Source organism: Mesorhizobium sp. M5C.F.Cr.IN.023.01.1.1 (genome assembly GCF_003997585.1).
GTDB lineage: Bacteria > Pseudomonadota > Alphaproteobacteria > Rhizobiales > Rhizobiaceae > Mesorhizobium > Mesorhizobium wenxiniae.
In genome coordinates this window covers 1-21,606 of record NZ_RZSU01000003.1, presented here as the reverse complement: position 1 = coordinate 21,606, position 21,606 = coordinate 1, and the positions used below count along the sequence as shown (strand labels likewise).

At 61.2% G+C, this 21,606-nt stretch carries 13 protein-coding genes; 9 read left to right on the top strand and 4 right to left on the bottom strand.

Annotated elements, in window-relative coordinates; translation table 11 throughout:
- Positions 1 to 20: 20 nt before the first annotated feature.
- Positions 21 to 2,567 (top strand): NAD-dependent epimerase/dehydratase family protein, encoded by a 2,547-nt coding sequence (locus EOA78_RS02035; protein WP_127313649.1) that lies wholly within the window; start codon positions 21 to 23, stop codon positions 2,565 to 2,567.
- A gap of 92 nt (positions 2,568 to 2,659) precedes the next feature.
- Here the strand turns inward: EOA78_RS02035 and EOA78_RS02030 are convergent, their stop codons facing one another.
- On the bottom strand, positions 2,660 to 2,914 hold the full coding sequence (locus tag EOA78_RS02030) for a DUF982 domain-containing protein (protein WP_029356128.1): 255 nt from the start codon (positions 2,912 to 2,914) through the stop codon (positions 2,660 to 2,662).
- Positions 2,915 to 3,121: 207 nt separating this feature from the next.
- Positions 3,122 to 4,333, bottom strand: a complete 1,212-nt coding sequence (locus EOA78_RS02025; protein WP_127313648.1) for a serine hydrolase domain-containing protein — start codon at positions 4,331 to 4,333, stop codon at positions 3,122 to 3,124.
- Between the two features lie 570 nt (positions 4,334 to 4,903).
- Between EOA78_RS02025 and EOA78_RS02020 the strand changes: the two genes are divergently transcribed.
- Complete coding sequence (locus tag EOA78_RS02020) at positions 4,904 to 5,428, top strand: metallophosphoesterase family protein (RefSeq protein ID WP_127313647.1); 525 nt, start codon at positions 4,904 to 4,906, stop codon at positions 5,426 to 5,428.
- Here the strand turns inward: EOA78_RS02020 and EOA78_RS02015 are convergent.
- Positions 5,416 to 6,486 (bottom strand): MBL fold metallo-hydrolase, encoded by a 1,071-nt coding sequence (locus EOA78_RS02015; protein WP_206533399.1) that lies wholly within the window; start codon positions 6,484 to 6,486, stop codon positions 5,416 to 5,418. The two genes, EOA78_RS02020 and EOA78_RS02015, sit on opposite strands and share 13 nt — an antisense overlap.
- A gap of 264 nt (positions 6,487 to 6,750) precedes the next feature.
- On the opposite strand from EOA78_RS02015, the gene EOA78_RS02010 reads away from it, so the two are divergent.
- The 4 genes from EOA78_RS02010 to EOA78_RS01995 all read left to right on the top strand — a co-directional run bounded on the left by EOA78_RS02010 (position 6,751) and on the right by EOA78_RS01995 (position 9,456).
- A complete protein-coding gene (locus tag EOA78_RS02010; protein WP_127313645.1) occupies positions 6,751 to 7,899 on the top strand; it encodes a DUF3182 family protein in 1,149 nt (382 codons plus the stop codon).
- Positions 7,900 to 8,052: 153 nt separating this feature from the next.
- Positions 8,053 to 8,274 carry a hypothetical protein gene (locus tag EOA78_RS02005; RefSeq protein ID WP_065006890.1) on the top strand — a complete coding sequence of 74 codons (222 nt, stop codon included), beginning with the start codon at positions 8,053 to 8,055 and terminating at the stop codon, positions 8,272 to 8,274.
- Positions 8,275 to 8,492: 218 nt separating this feature from the next.
- The gene (locus tag EOA78_RS02000; protein ID WP_065006889.1) at positions 8,493 to 8,711 is read left to right on the top strand and encodes a hypothetical protein; all 219 of its coding nucleotides are present in this window, start codon (positions 8,493 to 8,495) and stop codon (positions 8,709 to 8,711) included.
- 217 nt (positions 8,712 to 8,928) lie between these two features.
- Positions 8,929 to 9,456: a ferritin-like domain-containing protein gene (locus EOA78_RS01995; RefSeq protein WP_127313644.1), complete on the top strand. Its 528-nt coding sequence runs from the start codon at positions 8,929 to 8,931 to the stop codon at positions 9,454 to 9,456.
- 437 nt (positions 9,457 to 9,893) lie between these two features.
- Here the strand turns inward: EOA78_RS01995 and EOA78_RS01990 are convergent, their stop codons facing one another.
- On the bottom strand, positions 9,894 to 10,205 hold the full coding sequence (locus EOA78_RS01990; protein WP_127313643.1) for a hypothetical protein: 312 nt from the start codon (positions 10,203 to 10,205) through the stop codon (positions 9,894 to 9,896).
- Positions 10,206 to 10,473: 268 nt separating this feature from the next.
- Here EOA78_RS01990 and EOA78_RS01985 point away from each other — a divergent pair, with 268 nt between their 5' ends.
- The 3 genes from EOA78_RS01985 to EOA78_RS01975 form a co-directional block, all read left to right on the top strand.
- The gene (locus EOA78_RS01985) at positions 10,474 to 11,214 is read left to right on the top strand and encodes a 4'-phosphopantetheinyl transferase superfamily protein (RefSeq protein ID WP_127313642.1); all 741 of its coding nucleotides are present in this window, start codon (positions 10,474 to 10,476) and stop codon (positions 11,212 to 11,214) included.
- 266 nt (positions 11,215 to 11,480) lie between these two features.
- Positions 11,481 to 20,651, top strand: a complete 9,171-nt coding sequence (locus EOA78_RS01980) for a type I polyketide synthase (RefSeq protein WP_164783599.1) — start codon at positions 11,481 to 11,483, stop codon at positions 20,649 to 20,651.
- A gap of 56 nt (positions 20,652 to 20,707) precedes the next feature.
- Positions 20,708 to 21,606, top strand: an 899-nt coding sequence (locus EOA78_RS01975) for an HlyD family efflux transporter periplasmic adaptor subunit (RefSeq protein WP_127313640.1), incomplete at its 3' end; no start/stop codon positions are given.

Here is a 21,606-nt window from a genome sequence, read left to right as displayed (position 1 = left end):
CAACGCGGTCGGGCCTGATCATGGCAAATCACGGCACGGCCCTTCCGACGGTTCTTATCACCGGCAGCAGCGGCTTCCTGGGGCAGGCGATCGCGCGAGGCTTGATCGACCGCTATCGCGTCATCGGCCTCGACGTCGCAAAACCCAAGCATGCCCCCGCCGGGATGGAGACGATCGAGATCGATCTCACCTCCGATGAGGGCGTGAATAGGGCTGTGGAGGCCGCACGGGTGCGCAGCGGCGGTCGCATCGCTTCGGTCGTCCATCTTGCCGCCTATTACGACACGACCGGCGAGGACAACCCGAAATATGACGCTGTCACCGTGCAGGGCACGCGCCGGCTCCTGAAGGCGCTGACGGCGGTCGAGACCGAGCAGTTCGTGTTCTCCAGCACGCTTCTCGTCCATGCCCCAAGCCCGGGGAAGGGCACGAAAATCAATGAGGACTCGCCGCTCGACCCGGCCTGGGCCTACCCAAAATCGAAAGCCGAAACCGAGGCGCTGATTTCGAGGCAGCGCGGCGAAATCAAGACGGTGATCCTGCGGCTCGCCGGCGTCTATGACGAAGACTGCCGGGCGGCCTTTATTGCCCAGCAGATCGCTCGCATCTTCGAGCGCTTGCCGACCGCCTATTTGTTCGCCGGCGATATCACCGCCGGTCAGCCCTATCTGCACAAGGACGATCTCGTCGATGCGGTGGTGCGTACCGTCGACCGGCGCGCCGAACTTCCGGCCGAGACCGTGCTTCTGATCGGCGAAGAAGACACACCGTCATACGAGGAGATGCAGAAGCGCATCGGCCGGCTCATTCATGGCGAGGACTGGCGCACCTTAGTGTTGCCGAAGCAGCTGACGAAGCTGGGCGCGTGGGTGCAGACAGAGGTACTCGATCAGGACACCGACATCAAACCGTGGATGATCGAGAATTCGGACGATCATTACGAGATCGACATCTCGCGAGCCAAAACTCTGCTGGGCTGGGCGCCTAGACACAGCCTGTTGGACACATTGCCGGAGATGATCCGCCGACTAAACCAGGACCCCACAGACTGGTACGCGGCCAACAAACTTGATCCGCCCGTTGTCGCGGCTTCGGATCCTGAGATCGAGCAGGCCGAAAGGCGACTTAAGGGACCGCTCGAACGAAGCAAGGAAGACGTCGAAGCGGCGATAAAGCGGCATCGGTCGAGGACGCTCTGGGCGCCGATGACCAACGCTGCGCTCGGACTGTGGCTGGCCACATCGCCGATGACAGTTGGCCTGTTCGACCCCGTCGCAGCCGCAATACCCCCCGCTCTGGGGCACGCTGTTGCGGAGCCACAATTCCGCAACGCCGGTCTCGGTGTCAGCGAGATCGTTTCCGGCCTGCTCGTGACGGTCTTTGCGTTGATGGGCATGTTGCGGCCCTGGCGCTGGGTGCAGTGGGTCACGGCGTCGCTCGGTCTTTGGGTGATGCTTGCGCCGTTGCTGTTCTGGACGACCAGCGCCGCGGCCTATGCCATCGACACGCTCCTCGGCATGCTGATCGTCGCCTTTGCTGTAATGATCCCGCCGACCCCCGGCATCAGCCGCCGCGCGCTGGCGGCCGACGACGACCGCCCGCTGGGCTGGACCTATTCGCCATCTACCTTCACGCAGCGGATACCCATCGTAGCGCTGGCCTTCGTCGGCCTATTCGTTTCGCGCTATCTCGCCGCCTACCAGATGGGCCACATAGATGGGCTGTGGGATCCGTTCTTCGACCCCGGCGGCGCGCCAGTGCGCAACGGCAGCGAGGCGGTGGTGACGTCATGGGTCTCGAAGGGTTTTCCAATCGCCGATGCCGGGCTCGGCGCTTTTGCCTATAGCCTCGACATCCTCGCCGGCGCGATCGGCGACCGCCGGCGCTGGCGCACCATGCCGTGGATGGTGCTCCTCTTCGGTTTGCTGATAGTTCCGCTTGGCGTGGTCAGTGTGTCCTTCATCATCATTCAGCCACCGCTGATTGGTGCGCTCTGCACGCTCTGCATTTTTCAGGCCGCCGTCACGGTGGTGTTGATTCCCTACTCCGTCGATGAGGTGCTGGCGACGATCCAGTATCTCTGGGGGGCCACGAGGGCGGGCGAGCCGTTCTGGCGTACCTTCTGGATGGGCGGACCGGCGCTGTCGGAGAACCAGACACCTCACACCGACCTCGACCGCCCTGTGTCCGAGTTGCTGAAGGAATTCGTCACCGGCGGCGTTAATTTCCCATGGACGCTGGTAGCCAGCACGCTGCTTGGCGCCTTGCTGATGACGACGCCATTGATCTTTGGCACGCAACCACCGCTCTACTTCAGCGATCACGTTGTCGGCTGTCTCATTGTCATGGTCGCAGTCACAGCCATGGCCGAAGTTGTCCGGCCGGTGCGCTTCTTCAATGTAGTGCTTGGTGCATGGATCGCGGTGTCACCCTTCGTGCTTTCCGGCGGTGGGACCACCGCGATCGTGGCGAACGTTGCGATCGGTCTGGCGCTGATCGTGCTCAGCCTGCCGCGCGGCACGCGCAGCGACCAACATTATGGCGGTTGGGATCGGGCGATTGTCTGAGTAACTCATAGCGAGCGCGCGTGACGAACTGCAAGAGCAGGTCAAGGAAGAGATCGAGTTCCCTGAACGAGGCTCGGCCTGACCGGGGCCGGCTAGATTTGTTCGCCGAGCAGGATCCTCGCATCCTTGGCCGCGACGATGAACGCTTGGCGCGCGACCCTTGGCGGCTTTTCGCCGCGGATAACAGCAAGGCAGGCTTCGATTGCAGCGAGCCGCGTCTTGGACGCTGGCGTCGGCCAGTCCCTCAGCAGCACTTCAGCCGCGTCGGAGACAGACAAAACAACCCTGTCGCGATCGATCCGACCGGGTTGAACGACAATTGGCTTTCTGAAACGTCTCGTACGCACGACACTCTCCAAAGCGAGGCTATGCTAGCCGTGTCTGATCGTTTTCGCCACCTCAAATGCACTGGTGCGCGGCTCGAAAAACGTGGTCAACACCGACAGCGGTCACGAGATCCACAAGGATCAATCGCGACTCGATCCGCGAAGTGGTCGACGCCGTGCGCGCCGGCAAGGCAAGCCTGGAGCCCTGACAAACTTCCGCCAGGTCCGTTATTTCGCCTTCTGAAGCGGTGACACCGTGTAGATCTGATCCAGTATCTTCACCATCAGGGTGTTCGCGGTTGCCTTGCCATCGGGCGACAGCGTCAGGTTTGTCCATATGATCAGCGTGACATCGTTGGCCGGGTCATGGCCCATGAAGGAGTTGTAGCCGGGCATCTCGCCGCCATGGAAATAGACCTTGTTCGGCCCGAAGGTGATCGCGGAGATGCCGTATCCGTACTTCTGGCCTTCAGGCTTGCTTGGGTCCTCTGGCTCGGGACTGTCCAGCCACTGGCGCTGATAGTCGGCATTGAGAACCTTGCCGCCGACGAGCGCGCGTATCCAGGTCGCGAGGTCGTCCGCGGTCGAGACGACGCCGCCTGCGGCAAAATACGGCGAAGGGTTTTGCCACGTGTCATCGTTCGGCTTGAGCGTTCCTGCCTTGGCCGCCGCCTGGAGATCGTCCGGATAGGGCGCATCAACCAGAGCGTATGAGGTGCCGCCGTAGAGGTAGCCGTGCGCATAAGGCTCGGGGATGGCGTTCGACGTGCTCACCGGCAGCGCCGTATTCTTCATGCCGAGCGGTCCGAACAAGCGATCCTGGAAGATGCTGGCCAAAGGCTGGCCTTCGATCTTTTCGGCGACGAGGCCGAGCAAGTAATAGTTCGTATTGTTGTATTCGAATTGGGCGCCCGGTTCGAAATGTGTCGGCCGATCGAAGGCCAGGGCGAGTACCTCCTTCGTCGTCCACACCTTGTCCGGATCATGGTCCAGGCTTTCGGCAAGTTCCGGCGCGTTGGTGAAGTTATAGAGGCCACTCCGCATCTTAAGGAGCTGGCGAATGGTGATCTTGTCACCGTTCGGGACGCCCTGAACGTATTTCGAGATCAGATCGTCGAAGCCCAGTTTCCCTTCCTGGACCAGTTGCACGATGACGGCGGCCGTCATCGTCTTGGTGTTCGATGCGGGCCGGAAATGGGTATCGGCGCGCGGCGGGTTCGTGACGCCGAGCTCGGTCGTTCCGTAGCCTAAAGCAAAGTTGCCCTGCGGAGTCTGCAGAAGAACCATGGCGCCCGGCAGCAGGAGTTCCTTAGCCGCACCTTCGACCATTGTCTGAAGCGCGACCGGTTCGATCGGCTTGAGAGCCGGCGTAGACGCGCCCATGGCGCTGCCCGTTGCACACACCGCAATAGCCACGGCGCCCAGTGTTCTCGCTATCATTGTCTCACTCCCTGGCCAGATGGACGAGATGAACCGCTTCGGAAACCCTAGCCTCTGTCTGTGACCGGAAATATCAGCAACGGAGGGATGTCGCCGATGACTGGCTCTTATGAGCTGAGATCGGCGAGGGGATGACGAACCGATTGCCGGCCGGCGTGGTTGCGTGTCAGTTGCCTCTGGACTGCTGATCATCTCGTAGCGAGACCCTATCCCGTCCACGGCGAGATAGCCATGGCGAGGGGCGTTACTCGGCGCACTCGTCACCGACGTTTCGGCGGCGCCTCTCCGGAGTTTCTGCTTCTGGCGCGTTCCGGAGATGGTTCAGACCCGACTTCCGGAGTTCAACCAGCGGACTCCCGTTAGCCACAGCTCCCACGTGTCGATGAGCTCACGGCCCAGGTTCTTGCGATCTCAAGGTAATGCCACGAAGGTCCTTGATGGAAGCCCCCGGCCGCTGCCAACACAAGCAGAGGTGGCCAGAGCGCGCTGGCGCACTATCTCATCGCGCTCGACTGGCTCGACGAATGTATGGCGAGGTTCGGACATTGTCCGCAAAGGCTGTGAACGACCATGATCTATTTCACGGCCGACACACATTTCAGCGATCCCCGCATACTGCGTATTGATCGTCGCCCGTTCGGCTCGCTGGCAGAACACGATCGAACGCTGATTTCGCTCTGGAACGAAACCGTCAGCCCGGACGACGAGATCTGGCATCTCGGCGATTTTGCGAGGGGATCGGCCGAATTCGTTTCATCGCTACTGTCGTCTCTTCATGGCCAGAAGCATTTGATTATCGGCAACAACGATGGCGCGGCGACCATAGAGGCTGCGGGTTGGGCCAGCACACAACATTATAAGGAGCTGACGATAGACGGCAGGTTGCTGATCCTTTGCCACTATCCTTTTCGCACCTGGAATCAGATCGGCAAGAAATCGATCGATCTGCATGGCCATTCCCACGGCAGACTGAGCCCGGTTACACGTCAATACGACACGGGCGTCGACAGCTGGGATTTTCGCCCGGTCACCCTTTCCGCGATCCTTGCAAGCGGACGGCGACGAACGGTCCGCCGGTATATTCAACGCAAGTGATCAAAACGCAGATCATACCGGCTATTGCCTAATGGCTGGTATTCTTCGTCGCGCGGTTGAGAAGCGCTTACGGCGACTAGATTTGCCATGAACTCTGCACGCAGTTCATCCTCGTGTCCGAGATAACGGGGCGAAAAGTGCATCGGCACGGCATGTTCAACACCTGCAAGCCTGGCGATAGTGCCGGCTTCGGCTGCCGTGAGATGCCGCTTCGCTGCGGCAAGCTCGCGATCTTCCTGCAGGAAGCCCGCCTCGATAAACAACTGGTTCGCGCCGTGCGCAAGCGCAACGACACGCGCAAGATTCGCCTCATTGAAGGCGAGATCGGTCGCATAGACAATCCTCTGCCCGGGACCGGTTCTCAGGGCTCCGGCACCCAGCAGTTCGCCGACCGAGATATGCCGATCCGCGGTTGGCGCCAGCGTCGTTTTCGGATCAGCCCCGCGCCGGACCACACGCTTGGCTTCACTCAACCAAGGTCCGACGCGCAAACCCAACGCTTCCAGTTGCGGTTTTTGCACATTGACCCGGATCTTTTCCTGAAACGCGAATGCAAGGCATGGAACGCCGTGGTCAAGCATTGCTGCTTCGACACGGAAATCGGGATCGTCGAGCAGGACATTTCCTTCGGCTGAGATCGAGGCAGTATCCTCCCGAGCGAAGCCCGATCGCGCTCGAAACAGGCGGCAATGGTGAAATCCGCCCGGCGTCCAGTCGCAGGCCGCTATCATGAAATCGTGGGACCGTTCGTCGAGGAGATTCCACGTGTATGCGTTGAGCTTGGCTTGCACGGCCGCAGTCAACCCAGGCGGGCCGAAGAAATGCACTGTTCTATTCCTGTATAGAAATAACCGCAGGAGCCGATCGAAGCCGGCGAAATGGTCCATATGCATATGTGATACGAATACATGGCTGACGCGCAGGATTTCGCGCGGCGAAAGTGGCGACAGATCACCAATGTCGAGGAGCATCGCCCGGTTGCCGAATCGGAAATCCAGAAGGAGCCCCGCATCCGAGAAGGGATCGTTCACTAGGCGCGGCTGAACCAGCAACGTCACCGAATTCACCCGATACTGTTGTCGAATTTGGCCACTAGGCGCTCACCTTCAGACACGATCTGGAGCTCACGTCTACCCCTCTAATCGCGCGCTCCGGGTAGCGGTTCCCGACGTATATCGTTCGAAAGGACGCAGAAGACGGCGAGCCGGCCAAGCCAGGCTGAACGTTTCCGCCATCTTGCGCGTTCTCTTGGGGCGGAGCGAATCGCGGGCCGAAACATCGGCAATCCGCGGCCACAATGAGGTAGCACCGGAACGAACTAGATGACCGAGCACAGAGGCACGCAGCCGAGCGAGGCAAAAGGCACCGTGATCGCATTCTCCGCGCCGGGCTGCGAGCCCCTCTACGCTCACGAACGGGAAGCTATGGCTGCCGTTGCCCGCACGATTGCGAGTCTCAAGGGATTTGCCTTCCAGCAGGGTCTAGGCAACAGCGGCGGCAACGGCTTGTATTTCGTGCCGGACGACAGCTTGCTTGCTCCCGATGCGGCACGGCTAGGTATCAACGGGCCGCAGGATCTCTTCGGCGGCGTGGTGCCTTGGCGCTTCGCAATGACCAAGGCGATAACCCATGAACTGGTCGACGGCTTGGCCAAGCGACCGAAAGAATGGTCAACCGACTTCGGCAGAACTGTCAGCGCAGCAGTATTGCCTGGCTACACGGTATTTTCGCGGCACGATGCGCTGCGAGCAGCGGAACGTCTGCTGAGGCTCGGGCAGGCCCGGCTTAAGCCACCGCTTTCCTCGCGAGGCCAGGACCAGCACATCGTTCGCACGGTCGCTGACGTCGAGGGACTGCTGGAGCGATACCGATTCCTCGACTTGGACGAGTGCGGTCTGGTGCTCGAAGCGGACCTTCGTGACATCGTCACGCTAAGTGTTGGCAGAACGGAGATCGACGAAATAAGGGTCGCCTACTACGGCACTCAAAGGACGACGACCGATAATGCGGGACAATCCGTTTATGGCGGATCCGATCTCATTGTTGTGCGCGGCGGATGGGAAGCTCTCGAACACCTTCAGCTCCCTCGCGCACTAGCTTTGGCAACGGCGCAGGCGAGGGCCTATGACGCGGCGATGGCTGGCTATCCCGGATTTTTCGCCTCGCGGCGCAATTACGATATCGGCCAGGGGGTCGACTCGTCGGGTACCTGGCGATCCGGCGTGCTCGAAGCCAGCTGGCGTATTGGCGGCAGCAGTACTGCCGAGCTTGCGGCAATAAAAATTATGAAGCAAGACCCGGCCATCCAACTCGTCCGTGCGTCCGCAGTTAAGGCGTTCGGCAATACCAGCCGGCTACCAGTGAAGGCGGATATTCACTTTCAAGGAGAAGACCCCGATGACGGGCCGATTACGCGCTATACCGTGGTCACCTATGCGACCCGGGAGCCGCCAAGGAAAGCGGCCGATTAGCATCGTAGACTTGCCCTGCGCCATCGATGGTCGCTGCACAACTCTGTGCCATTTGCGCCGGCCAATGAGCGTCAAATTTAGGATCGCAAAATGCTTAAGGGCCAGGGAACATCCGTGGGCGGCTTGAGTTGTTCCGGCATAAAAGGAGCTGCCATGCCAACCATCTACAACAAACGACAGGATTCGGAGGGCTTGTGGGAAGTCTATGACGACGAGAGCGAGGAAGCCGTCGTAGTTGACGGTTTGCCGCTCTCCGGCCTGGATGAAATCGAAGCCGACGAAGCCATTAGAAAACTCAAGCGGGGGGAAGTGACCTCCGACAACATTCCGCCGACGGCTCAGTCTGGGTGGCCTCCGACCAAAGACGGGATATGATGGGCTCAAGCTGTCTTGACTCGAACCGAGAGCGGACTGTTTCAGAGTTTCACGATCCGGTGTTCAGAACATTCGGCCGCAGCCAAGACGCGCTCGTGTTCCTGGAGGATCGCGACAATCCGTGATGCCGATCGCTGTACATTTTCGGACCAAGCCCGTCGGATCAGCGCGAGCTAGGTTGCAGGGGCCACATTTCCGGTGCATTCTCGCTGTCGTCAATGACCAAACAGTACCTTAACCACCAGTTGGAGTGCCCTTATTGCCTGACAATAAGGCTGAGGATTCCGGCCGACGCCGGTCCCGAGGACAGGATCGTTTGCGACGACTGTGGCGAATTCCTGGGTACATGGGATGATTTGCTTACCGACTTTGAGAAGCAGGGCGGACAGGATGGGGTGTTCCGTCTCGACAAGGGCCGTATCAGACGGATCGATTGAGCCGATTGCCCGGCGCGGGCCGATCGGGGGCGGGCCGAAAGGCCGGCGCTGCGCCTCCGCTCGCCAGCGTAACCCTTTGCATCACCTGACTATGCGAACCCGGGGCCTCGGAAAATTTCCAGCGGCTCGAATCATAGGGAACTTGTTGCCGGCCGGCGGGGTTATCGGACGCCTTCCTAGTTAGGGAGGCTAGCTCCAACCCCAGCGGGAGAAGACCATGCCAACTGCGAAGAAATCCGCGAAAGCGACAACCAAGGGTCTTGAGGACCTGTTCCTCGACGGGCTCAAAGATCTCTACTACGCCGAAAAGAAAATCCTGAGGGCCCTGCCGAAAATGGCGAAAGGTGCGGAGTCGGAAAAAGTGACTGCTGCCTTCGAAAAGCATCGTATGGAAACGGAAGCTCACGTCGATCGCCTCGAGGAGGTGTTCGAGAAATTTGGCAAGGCAGCACGCGGCAAGACCTGTCCGGCGATCGACGGCATCATTGAAGAAGGCTCGGAAATCCTCGAAGAATATGAAGGTGCTCCTGCGCTCGATGCCGGACTGGTCGCAGCGGCGCAAGCCGTCGAGCATTACGAGATCGCCCGGTACGGTACTCTTGTTGCCTGGGCAGAACAGATGGGAAAGGCCGATGTCGTCTCGCTTCTCAAAGCAACGCTCGAGGAAGAGGTCGCGACAGACGAAGCGCTGACGGGTCTAGGCGAGGGTGGCGTCAACGAACGTGCTCTTCAAGCGGCCGCGTAATCCCCTATGACATGGGCTTGCGGGGTTCCGGCAGGAATCGCCAGGGGCCCCGCTCAGATACGCAGGTATCATTGCCATCTGAGTACTGATTCGGCAGTTGAAGGAGATTTGCCTGCAACTGCCGAATCAGCCGACAATTCAGACCGGCTTGAGGATCGGTGACCCTGCAATTGCTGTTACTGGGTGGATCACCGGCGTAGTGGTGCTAGCGCACAACGCGCTCGCGTCCAGTGCGGTTGGCGGGTGTATTCCTAAAGCAATCAAAGATACGACTCCGGCGGCAGCGTATCGCCGGCTGTTTTATCATTGGTCTGGTCATTCGCACGGCCGTGAATGGAGGAGCGGCCGGTTGCTGTAGCCCACCCCAGGCAGCTATCCATTCGCTCCGGCCTCACAGTCGCTAATCAAACGGCGGGCCGTTGCCCGCCTTCCATGGTTCAGTTACTCTCGCCGCCGAGCTTTTTGACATTGCTGCAGAATTCAGGGTGGGTGTTGGCGGCGTTGGCGTTCGCTGCCTCGTCAGCGCAGACTTTTGTCATTGCCATACGATCCTCGTCCGTCAGCGCTTTCCAAGCTGCCGTGAACTCGTCATCGGACCGCAGGGTCGTCATGCTAGTGTCTGTGTAGAACGGCTCCATCTTTGCGGGGTCATCCAAGGCAGACGTGCCTGTGTCGGCGCCTGCCGCGAGAGAAACGCCGCTTACCATAGAAAGCGCCATCGCGCCTAGACAGATCATCTTGTAGCTCATGACAAGATCCTTCCGTTGTTACTGGTCGCTAATGCAACGACCTGCTGGCAAACGGCCTGTTTCAGAAAAGGTTCCTTTCTCACTTGCTGGCACGGCACTTGACCCGTGCTTTCTACAACCCGGATGGCCATCGCCAAGAGCGCGCTTACCTCTATCCTAAACTGGGGCGAAATCTGCTAGCGTTCCTTAATGGCTAATCACCAGCTACCATTGGCGTCGAACGAGCCGACGCCATGCCGCGCTCTTCTGTCGGCGAGGAAAGTGTAAGATGAAGCAGAGCGGTGTTGTCTTGCAAGACGATGGCGCGCGGGCGACGCCAGTTCTCGGCTTCGATGTCCATATATGGCGGATCGCCCTCGATACTCCAATTTCACAAATGGACCTGACCGCGCTTAGCCCAGCTGAATTGACCAGGGGCAGTCGGTTCGTGTTTGAGCGCGATCAACGGCGTCACTTGGCAGCTCATGCCGCCTTGCGCACTGTGCTGTCAGTTTACATCGGCCAAGCGCCAGAAGAGCTTGATCTGCGCGAGACCCCCGAAGGAAAGCCGGTCCTTGCAGACGGGCGTCTCGCCTTCAACCTTTCGCATTCGGGCGAGCTTGCCCTTGTGGCCGTTGCCGCCGCCGGGCAAGTCGGCGTGGATATTGAACTCGTCGCCCCCCTGAACGACGAGATGTCCATCGCCCGCTCTCTGTTCGCGCCCGGTGAGGTCACCCAGCTCGAATCCCTGACATCAGACGCCCGTCGCCTGATGTTCTACCGGTTTTGGACGTGTCGCGAAGCCTTGCTCAAGGCGGCAGGCGTCGGCCTCTCCGGAGAAGGACTCGAAATAGGCATGGAGGCGAACGGCGAGGCCTATGTCCTATCACCGCCCCTGGGGCTGATTGAGCCGACCAGGCTGGGTGAGTTCCGCCCAAGCGCGCACCATGTGGCCGCCGTTGCCTGGAGTGCACGCGGTCCCCAGGCCGTCGCACGTCTCTTCGACTTCGACAGTACGGCTTTGCCTTGACGCTTTCAGCAATATCAAGCCTGGCGCGGACGATTGAGCGGACGGCGCTACTCTCAAAAAATAGTAAATCGGCTTAAAAAAGCAGTCGGATCGGCTTAAAAAGCAGTCATATTGGCTTAAAAGCAGTCAGATCGGCTTAAAAGACACATCTTGCGACAAAGATGCTTGCCTGGTGATTTTGCTCTTGGAGCTTCCGCAAGGACATGCATTTAAATACACCGTGGGTTGTGCAACCCACGGTGTATAAGCTAGGCGGGGGTCTGGGCATGAACATTCATCGTGGGGGCGATGCGCCCCAGCACGTCATTGACTCTACGCAGCCAGTCGCGGTTATCGGGATCGGTTGCCGGTTCCCTGGAGGGATTCAGGACGCGGAATCGTACTGGAACTTTCTCCTGGAGAAGAACTGCGGCATCGTTGATATCCCGGCGGACCGCTGGAACGTCGACGCCTTCTACGATCCGGAGCCCGATGCGCGGGGAAAGATGCGGACGCGCTGGGGCGGATTTCTTGCCAGCGATGTTTTCGGCTTCGACCCGAGTTTCTTCGACATGTCGCCCCGCGAGGTGACAACGATGGACCCGCAGCAGCGCCTGGCGCTGCAAGTGGCGTTCGAGGCCGTCCAGGACGCCCACCGCACATTGGCCGATCTGCGTAGCGCACGCACTGGTGTATTCGTTGGCATCTCGACCAACGATTTCGCGCAGAACCTTCGTCGCGGACGTGTCGGTGGCGGAGATATCTTTGCCGGCACGGGTTCGGCGTTCTCGATCGCAGCTAATCGAATCTCCCACCGCTTCGATCTGAAAGGGCCGAGCATTGCCGTCGACACGGCATGCTCGTCGGCGCTCGTGGCCATCGATCAGGCAGTGCGTCACCTGAGCACGGGCACCTGCGACATGGCGCTGGCAGGCGGCGTCAACTGCATGCTCGATCCAGGTCCGTTCATCGCATTCTCCAGCGCCAATATGCTTTCGCCGACCGGCGGCATCTACACGTTCGACGAAAGGGCGGACGGCTTCGTTCGCGGCGAAGGCTGCGGCTTCGTATTGCTGAAGCCGCTCGACCGCGCAATTGCGGATGGCGAGCGGATCTATGGGGTGATCCGTCATTCGATGGTCAATCAGGACGGATATACGCCAACCCTGACGTCTCCGAGTGGGGAAGCGCAGCAAGCGATGCTGGAGGCGCTCGTAGAAGGCGCTTCCATCGATCCGGCGGATGTCGACTATGTCGAGGCACATGGAACCGGCACGCCGGTCGGGGATCCGATCGAGGCGGCTGCCATCGGCCGCGTGTTCGGTGTGAATTCACGGCCAAAGCCGGCCTATGTCGGATCGTTCAAGCCCAATCTAGGCCACCTCGAATCTGCTTCCGGTATCGCTGGTTTCATCAAGACCGTGCTGACGGCGAACCATGCCATCGTGCTGCCGAACCGGAATTTCGAGCGCCCGAACCCGAGCATTCCCTTCGACGCGCTAAACATCGCCGTAGCAACGAAGCCGACGCCAATCGACCATCACGGCCGACCGGCCCTGGCGGTGGTCAACTCGTTCGGCTTCGGCGGAACCAATGCCTCGATCGCTGTGGAAGGATGGCGGGGACTGTCGCCGAGCGTCAATCGTGCGCCAAGGCCGGTAATAGCCGGCCATCCGATAGCCGTCCCGATCTCGGCCGGCAGCACGGCGGGACTGGAGCTGTGGGCAGGCCGTCTGGCGGATGCTCTGGAGGAGGGGGGCTCCCTGGCGGAGACGCCGGTCGAAGACATCAATGCCCATTTGAGCAGCGCGCGCGATAACTTCGCCCAACGGGCCGCGCTTATCGTCGAGCCAGAGCGCACCGCGCTCCAGACCCAGCTGCGCGCATTGGCGAAAGGAGCCGTTCAGCAGAACGCGGAAGGGCCGACCATCATCACCGGCAGGGCCTCCTCCAACCGTCGGCTCGCCATCGCCTTCTCGGGCCAGGGCGGCCAGTGGTGGGCCATGGCGCGCCGCCTGTTGAAGGAAGACCGCGCGTTTCGCCGAACGGCCGAGATATTCGACGAGGTGCTGCGTCCGATGGTCGGCTGGTCGACCGTCGAGGAGATGCTACGGGACGAGACAAAGACCCGTATCAACGATGCCGATGTCACGCAGGCCTCCATCTTCGCCACACAGATATCGCTCTACGAGCGCTGGATGAAGATCGGCGTGCGGCCTGAGCTTCTGATCGGTCACAGTTTCGGCGAGGTCGCGGCCACGTATGTTTCAGGCGTCATCGACCTCGAGACGGCGGCCCGCATCATTGCCAAACGCGGCCTCATACCGCTGAAAAGCGAGCGGCGCGGTGCAATGGCCACGATAGGGCTGACGGTCCAGCAGCTCGAGCCTTTTCTGCCCGACGACGAAAGCGTCGTCATTGCTGCCTATAACGGCCCGATCGCTCAGACGATCTCCGGCATGGAGGACGCGGTGCTTGGCCTGCTGGCCAAGGTCGCGGAAGCCTATCCCGACGCGACGGCCCGCCGCATGACCATGGATTTCGGGTGGCACAGCGCGCATCTGGAAGATTGCAAGGAATGGTTCCTCGGCGAACTTGGTCCGGTTGCCTGGAAGGAAGGCCGCCTGCCGATCATCTCGACTGTCACCGGCATATTCGAAACGAAGTTTGACGCTGACTACTGGTGGGCCAATTTGCGCCAACCTGTCAGCTTTACCAAGGCATTGGACTTCACCCTCGATTTCGGCATCAATACTTTCCTGGAAGTCGGTCCGCACCGCACGCTGACGCCGCTCATCCGAGGCATTTCGCAGGAACGCGGGGCAGACGTCGCCGCGGTGAACTCGCTCGATCGCAAAACTGATGATTTCTGGACGCTGGCGCGGGCCGAGGGCAGCCTGCACGTTGCCGGTGTCGAATTCCACCGGCCGAAACCATCGAGCGGTCGGTTGGCCATTCCCAAACTACCCTGGAACAACCAGCGCCTGCTGAACACGTCCGAGGAGACCAAGAGCTTCCTGTTCGAGGCGCCCCGGCACGCTCTGCTTGGATGGCGCGACTTCACGGCGGGACCGTCCTGGACGAACGAAATTACGCTCAGAGGCTTCAAATTCCTGGCTGACCACCGCGTCAGCGGCGACTGCCTGTTCCCGGCCGTCGGTTACATCGAAATCATGGGTGCCGCGCTGCGCGACCATTTCGGATCCGAGTCCGTGGAGCTGCGCGATTTCAAACTGTACGAAGCGCTTTCCATCGCCGAGGACGACGTCATACTGGTCACGACGACGTTCGATCCGATCGGTAGCAGGCTGCGCATCTCGACGCTCCATCGGGATTCGGAAGACGGCTGGAGGACGCGTGCCGAGGCCTATGGCTTCAGCCACAAATACGAACTTGCACCAGCTCCCGCTGACCTCCTGCGGGATCGCCCAAGCCTTGTCGAAAAGACGGAATTCTACCGTCTCGCCGAACGGCACGGCCTTGAATACGGCCCCTATTTCCAGTCAGTGAGCGCGCTCGATATCATCGGCGACCGCCTGGTTGCCAGGCTGTCGAGCAAGGATCCCAACCTGTCGAAGCAGTATTTCGCCTTTCCCGGACTGCTGGACGCCGTGCTCCAGGCCGGCATCGGCCTGGCTTCGCATAAAGACGGCGTGTGGGTTCCTGGTGAACCGCTGCCGCCGGCGAATGAAGACAAGGCCCAGTACCAGCTGCGCCTGCCGACCGGGGCGCGCAAGATCCTGCTGAGCGCCCCGATGACACCCGACGTGATCGTCGACATCCGGCCGGGCCTCGATCCGTACTCGATGCGGTTCAGTGTATTCTCGCCGGAAGGGCAGCCGTTGATCGTTCTCGACAACCTGCAGACAATGGCGCTGGGCAAGGTCAGGGTCGGCCGGACCAAACAGGGCGCCGGCTCCGTCTCCAGCGTTTTCGAGGAGCATTTCGAGAAGCAGGAAGCCAAACCCGCAGCACCCTCATTGCGTTGTGCTCACTGGCTGGTGGTGGGTGACGGAACGCAGCGTCTGGAAGCGACATTGGCCGAGTTGGTCAGCCGCGGAGTGACGGTCGAAGTCGCAAATCCCGCGCCGTTCTTGAATCTCGATGCGGATGAAGCGCTCGCCACGATCCGGGCATTCATGACCAAATCGGATGGGAAGGGTGGCATCCTGTTCAGCGCCGCCGTCGCCGAGACGCTCGACGAAAAAGCAGGCGGGGACGCGCTTCTCGCCACGATTACGCCTGTCGTCCACCAGTTGATCACACTTGGAAAGGTCGTCGACCGGCTGCACAGCTCGTCCGAACCGCGACCCGAACTGGTTGTCTTCACGTCCGGCAGCCGGCTCATGCAAGGTGACCAGCCGATGAGCCTTTCCGGCCTGAGCGAGAGCGCCTTGATCGGTATTTCTCGCACAATGGCAAACGAGTTCAAGGGCTTGAGCATCCGTCTTATCGATGCGGATACCAGGTCGCTGCAGTCAGGGATAACGACTTCGGACGCCGTGCTGGAGGAAACTGCAGAAACGGAATTCGTCCTGCGCGGCGCCGAACGCTATGTCCCGCGTCTGGAACAATTGGCTTTGCACGAAGTCGCGCCGTCGCGGCGGACGCTGGAGACCGCGCGGGATTCTTCCAACTTCGCCGTCACCATGACGGGACCCGGCACCATAGACAACATAGTACTGCGCGAAATCGCCGATCCCGAATTGGCGCCGAACGAGGTCATGGTCGAGGTCGCCGCGGTCGGCCTGAATTTCCGCGACATTATGGCGGCTACCAGCATCCTGCCGGACGAACTGGAGAATGACGAGGCGTATTGGCGCAATCTCGGGCTGGAGTTCGCCGGGACCGTTCGCAAAGTCGGTGATCGGGTGACCAATCTCAAGCCCGGCGATCGCATCATGGGCATGGGCAAGGGCTATCTCAGACGCTTCGCCAAGATCCGGGCGGATCTCGCCATGCGCGTGCCCGACGGCATCGATCTGATCGAGGCCGCGACCCTCCCGACAGCCTTCCTTACCGCTCACTACGCTCTCACGCATATCGGCAGATTGGCGGAGGACGAAACCGCGCTCATCCATCTGGCGTCGGGTGGCGTCGGCCTCGCCGCCATCCAGGTCGCGCATGACGTGGGCGCTCGAGTCTTTGGCACTGCCGGCAGCGACACGAAACGCGCCTTCCTGAAGAAATGGGGCGTGGATGAGGTCATGAACTCGCGCGCCCTCGATTTCGCCGACGAGGTGCGTTCCCTGACGCGCGGCCGCGGCGTCGACGTGGTGTTGAACGCGCTGTCTGGCAATGGCATCGACAAGAGCCTGGAGTGCCTGGCGCCGTTCGGCCGCATGGTCGAGATCGGCAAGCGCGATCTCGCCGACGACAAGCCGATCGGACTTCGCTCGCTCTATCGCAATAACGCCTATTCAGTCATCGATCTCTCGACGCTTCCCGTGGAGAGGGAGAAACTCTTCAGGCAATTGCTGGCGGAGGTGGAGGCAAAGGTTGCCGCCGGGGCTTACAAGCCGCTGGAGGCGAGCCGTTTTCCGGCATCGCGTGCTGCGGAAGCCATGCGCATGCTTTCGCGAGCGCTGCACATCGGCAAAGTGATCGTCACTTTCGACGAACCTTCTGTGGACATCGAACTTGACCTCGGCGCACAGTTCGCCGTCTCCGCTCAGGCCTCCTATCTCGTCACCGGTGGACTCAAGGGCTTCGGCGTCGCGATCGCCGATTGGCTGAGTCAAAAGGGCGCGGGAACCATCATCCTTGCCAATCGAAGCGGTGTTGCCGATACCGAAGCGGCTGCAGCCATTGATACAATGGAGCAACGCGGCACGCGGATCGTTCGCGCGGCTTTGGACGTCACAGATGCAGCAGCCGTCGACAGGCTGATCGAGGAACATGCTGCGGGAGACGCCCCACTGCGCGGCATCGTGCATGGCGCTGCGGTGATCGAGGATGCCTTCGTCTCGCAGCTCGATGCAGGCAAGATCGACCGCGTGCTGCGGCCGAAGATAACCGGCGGATGGAACCTGCACGTCGCCGTCGTCGAACAAGATATTCCCCTCGACTTCTTCGTGAATTTCTCCTCGATCGCGCAGGTTATCGGTTCGTCGGGGCAGGCCAACTATACGGCGGCCAACTCTGTTCTGAACGCAATCGCCACCTATCGCAGAGGTCGCAACTTGGCTGGCTCCTCCACGGCCTGGGGCATGATCGCCGGCAGTGGATTCGTCGCCAGGTCGGAAGCAATGACCAACTATCTCGACAGCGTCGGCATCAAGCCGGTGCAGGATTCCGAAGCGGCGGCAGCCTTGTCCTATCTGTTGCGCGCCAGATCGGAGAACCTCGGCTTTGCCAATATCGACTGGGCCGCGATCGCACGTACGAACCCGGGCGCAGCGACGAACCCGAGGATTTCGCCGCTGCTTGGAGACAGAACTGGAGGGCGGTCTCGCATTCAGGCCGAGCTGGCGGCAGCGCCACGCGAGGCGTGGGACGACTTGCTTGCGGACATGATCCGGCGCGAGGTGGCGAAAGTCCTGAAGGTCGAGGCAAGCGCCCTGGCTGATGACCGCAAGCTCAGCGAACTCGGTCTCGACTCTCTGTCGTCGTTCGAGCTGAAGAACCGCGTCGAGGCCCAGGTCGAAGTCGATATCCCTGTCGCCAAGTTCCTGCAGGCGCCGACGATCGCGGGGCTCGCCCGTCTCGTCGCGTCCGCCTTTGAGGCGAAGCTCAAGGCATCCGCGTTGCTGGTCTCGGCCGCACAGGTGAGTTCCGACGGCGCTGCAGTGCAGGAAGCCTTCCGGCCTCTTGGCCGCCAGGTCCATGCGATGATGCTGGATGGACGGCCGATGTCGTCGGCCGTCGCAAAGGCTGACAATCAGATCCTGGTCGAGACGAGCATCGCGCCTGGCGTGTCGCTGGCCACGCTTGCGTCAAGACTGGCTCGACTGGTCGAGAGCCACGATGCGCTCCGGATGACGGGTGCGACATCGGCGTCCGGCGCGGTGGAGATCGGCTTAGAGGCCCAACTTGTTGTTGAAGTGCTTACGCCGGGTGGTCGTTTGGGCGATGTCGCGCTCCCTGGTCCGCTGTGGCGCATCGGTGCGTGGCAGCGGCAGGATGGCGGTCATGAACTGCAAGTCAGGGCTCATCGCGCGGCTGCCGACGCTTTGTCGGTTCATCTTCTGCTCGCGCTGCTCGCGCAAGACGAGGAGGAAGCGGTCGATGCCAGGCCCAGTTTTGCCGACCATGCACGCGGGGTCCATCCGGTGCCTGGATCGAGCGAGTACCGTCGCGATCTCGCCTACTGGAAGGAGATCCTTCACTACGCGCCTGCGATCGTACCGATACCCGGCCGCAGTCGCGCCGCGTCTCCCGCCGGTATGGGATCGAACCGGGGCCGTGTCGGGCTGCTGGAGATCACGCTTCCCGCCGCAGCGTTCGCGCCGAAATCGGAGCTGCCGGCCGCGCGCTTCCTGACCGCCTATGCCAAGACCTTGGCAAACCGCTTCTCCCGCCGGTCGATGGTCATCGACCGCTGGTATAGCGAGCGCGGGGAAGGGACACCAAACGGGTTGATGGGCCCCTTGGACGGGTCCTATCCGGTTGTCCTGCGAGCCATGGATGAACCCGGTTACGATCTGCTCAGGAAGGTCGAGCGCGCCGACGCAAACGGTCACGCGCACCGGTCAATGGATACGTCGTCCCTGGAACTGGCGCTCGAAGAGGACCTGCGCGTTCGCCATATTTCGCTGCGCCAATTCGGCTTCGCTTTCCTCGATGGGAGCCAAGTTACCGCGCTCGCCCCTCTCGACCATCCTCTCGACGCGATTGCCGCATCCGCGCACGAGATCCAATTGTCCGCAGCGGTCAGCGAAGCCGCTGTTGTCTGCCGGCTGACGGTGGATCTCGACGTCGTCGAGGAAGCAACGGCGCGGTTGCTGCTCGATGAGTTTCTCGGCGAGCTTTCCTCCCAGCTTGAAACGTCAGGCCCCCTGGTGCCCGAGGCAATGCTCTGGAGGGTGCGCGAGTGGTCTGGCCAGCCGAGTGCAAGCGTGAACGTCGAGCGCTCGTTGCTCGATGGCGTGCCCAACGTTGAAAGAGAGATTGCGGTGACCAGCACGCAGCTGGGGTTGCTGCGTTTCCAGGAACATCCGGACGCGACTTCGCATGCCCGTGCCGCGTTCCTGGTGAGCAAAGAGTTCAAGATCCGGCCGCAGATGGACGCCGACCGTCTCAGGCGAGCGATCGAAACGATCATGGCGCGCCACGAGGTGATGCGTACCCGGTTCTTCCGCAAGGGGGCTGGATATGGCGCATATCTGGAAAGGACGCCGACGGAGTTCTTCAGGGTCGAGCAAGTTGCCGACGAGGCCGAAGCAATGGAGCGCGCAACGGAACTTGCGCAGGAACGCATAGACATTGAGGCACCGATGTTCCGTGTCACCGTCATCCGGTTCGGCTCCGAGAGCGATCTAATCGTCGCCAAGGCACATCATCTCGTCGTTGACGGCTATTCTCTCGGCCTCATCGTCGAGGAGACAGTCAAGGCTTATCTCGGCCTGCCGCTTGATCCCGTGGAAATGAGCATCGACCGGTTCATCCGGGATTTTGACCATGTCGGAAAACCCGGCTCGTTCGAACGGCGCGACGCATTCCTCCGCAAGGTATTCGCCGAGCCCTTGCCGGATATTCCCAATCTCGGGCGCAAGGCGAAGGGCCGGCGGACGAATGTCAATCTGGTCGATTGCAGCCTCGGCGAGGGCGTGACGCTCTCGATACCCGGCGACCAGCAGGATATGCTGCGCAACCGTGCCAGGGCAGCCGGCACGACGGAAACGGCCATGATCATCGCGGCCTTTGCACACACCATTGGTGCGCGGGGTGGCGTGGATGATATGATCCTGCAAATCCCAGCTGCCTTGCGCCACGACCGGAGGCTAGAGAACTACGTCAACTTCGTCGCCTCGGACGTGCCCGTACGCGTGCGTCTGTCCCGGTACGAGACGCTCGAAGCACTCGCCGTTTCCATCGGAGAAGGGATCGACGAGGCCATCCAATTCGCGCCCTTCATGGATTCGAATTATTTCGGGGACGTTCATGACGATGTCGTGGCCAAGGGGTCCTACACCTCCCTCTTCGTCGTCGGCACCCAGACGGTCGAAAGATGGACGCAGGCCACGCAGTCGGCCCCGCTTCAAAGGGCCAATGCAACCGGCGAGCTCGACCTCGGCATGTTCAAAGTAACGCCCCTGCCTGACATGCGGCGAGAAAAGCCACGCACCAGCGAGCTAGACCTGCGTACCTATCCGAGCGGGACCGGTCTTGGTCTGTTCATGACATACGATCTGCTTGGCTATGACGATGCGGAGGCGCATGACATTCTGCGGGAGGTCATCGAACGGCTGGTGGCCGGCCAATCGACAGTCGATGCCGTTGAGCAGGCGGCGGTGTAGTATTGCGCGATTCTTGGGTTGACGGGGCCGGCCGAAGCCGGTGCGGGTAAAGGCACGTGGTTCGCTTCATCTTAATCTTGTTTGCCGTTCTAGCGGCAGTCGGGCTCTTTTCCGGATGGTACATCTGGCCCGCTCAGGTCGAGTCCTATGTCGCCCAGCAAAGGCTGATCGCGCGTGAGATCGCCGGGCCTGGCCTGCTTGGCGCGACCAATCAGGTTGTCGTGACGGCACGGATCCAGGCGTTCCTGGCCGAGGTCCGCGTCGATCGGAATGACGAAGTGAAGACAGGCGATATACTCGCCACCCTCAACGCGACCGAACTCGAGTACCAGCTTGCCGCCGCGGTCGCCAACGACCGGGCCGCTGCGGAGAGCGTGCGCGAGGCCGAGCTGGAGCGCGACCGGCTGGCCATCGCCGCCGGCACCGCTCAGGCCGATCTGGGGCGCAGGAAGCTCCTCCTGGCCAGCAAGTCGATTTCCAAATCCGAGTTTGACCTCGTCGAGGGCACCCAGAAGCAGGCTGAGGCCGCATTGGCGCGAGCGACTGTTACCATCGAGCGTGCAAAGGCCCAGGCCGCGGCCTCGGCCGCCGAGGTCGAGCAACTGCGGAGCCGCGTCGGCGAAACCTCCATACGCTCCCCAGTTGACGGTGTCGTGGTTTCCCGCAGTCGCACAGTCGGCGACCTGCTTTCGCCGGGCGTCGAACTGATGCAGATCGTCGATCCGAAATCATTGCTGGTCTTTGCACGCTTCGATGAATCCGCAATGGGGTCACTTCGGCCTGGGCAGGTCGCGAAGGTCACGTTTTCATCGAATCCGCAGCGGCCCTATGCCGCTTCGATCCTGCGGATCGGCCGGCAGGTCGACCAGGAGACGCGTGAGTTCACGGTCGATCTGAAACTGGACGAGGTGCCTGCGAACTGGGCGGTTGGGCAGCGTGCGAGCATCATCATCGA

Coding starts and splice junctions, on each gene's coding strand:
- EOA78_RS02035 (WP_127313649.1), top strand. CDS start 21: ATGGCAAATCACGGCACGGCCCTTCCGACGGTTCTTATCACCGGCAGC.
- EOA78_RS02025 (WP_127313648.1), bottom strand. CDS start 4,333: ATGATAGCGAGAACACTGGGCGCCGTGGCTATTGCGGTGTGTGCAACG.
- EOA78_RS02020 (WP_127313647.1), top strand. CDS start 4,904: ATGATCTATTTCACGGCCGACACACATTTCAGCGATCCCCGCATACTG.
- EOA78_RS02010 (WP_127313645.1), top strand. CDS start 6,751: ATGACCGAGCACAGAGGCACGCAGCCGAGCGAGGCAAAAGGCACCGTG.
- EOA78_RS02005 (WP_065006890.1), top strand. CDS start 8,053: ATGCCAACCATCTACAACAAACGACAGGATTCGGAGGGCTTGTGGGAA.
- EOA78_RS02000 (WP_065006889.1), top strand. CDS start 8,493: ATGACCAAACAGTACCTTAACCACCAGTTGGAGTGCCCTTATTGCCTG.
- EOA78_RS01995 (WP_127313644.1), top strand. CDS start 8,929: ATGCCAACTGCGAAGAAATCCGCGAAAGCGACAACCAAGGGTCTTGAG.
- EOA78_RS01990 (WP_127313643.1), bottom strand. CDS start 10,205: ATGAGCTACAAGATGATCTGTCTAGGCGCGATGGCGCTTTCTATGGTA.
- EOA78_RS01985 (WP_127313642.1), top strand. CDS start 10,474: ATGAAGCAGAGCGGTGTTGTCTTGCAAGACGATGGCGCGCGGGCGACG.
- EOA78_RS01980 (WP_164783599.1), top strand. CDS start 11,481: ATGAACATTCATCGTGGGGGCGATGCGCCCCAGCACGTCATTGACTCT.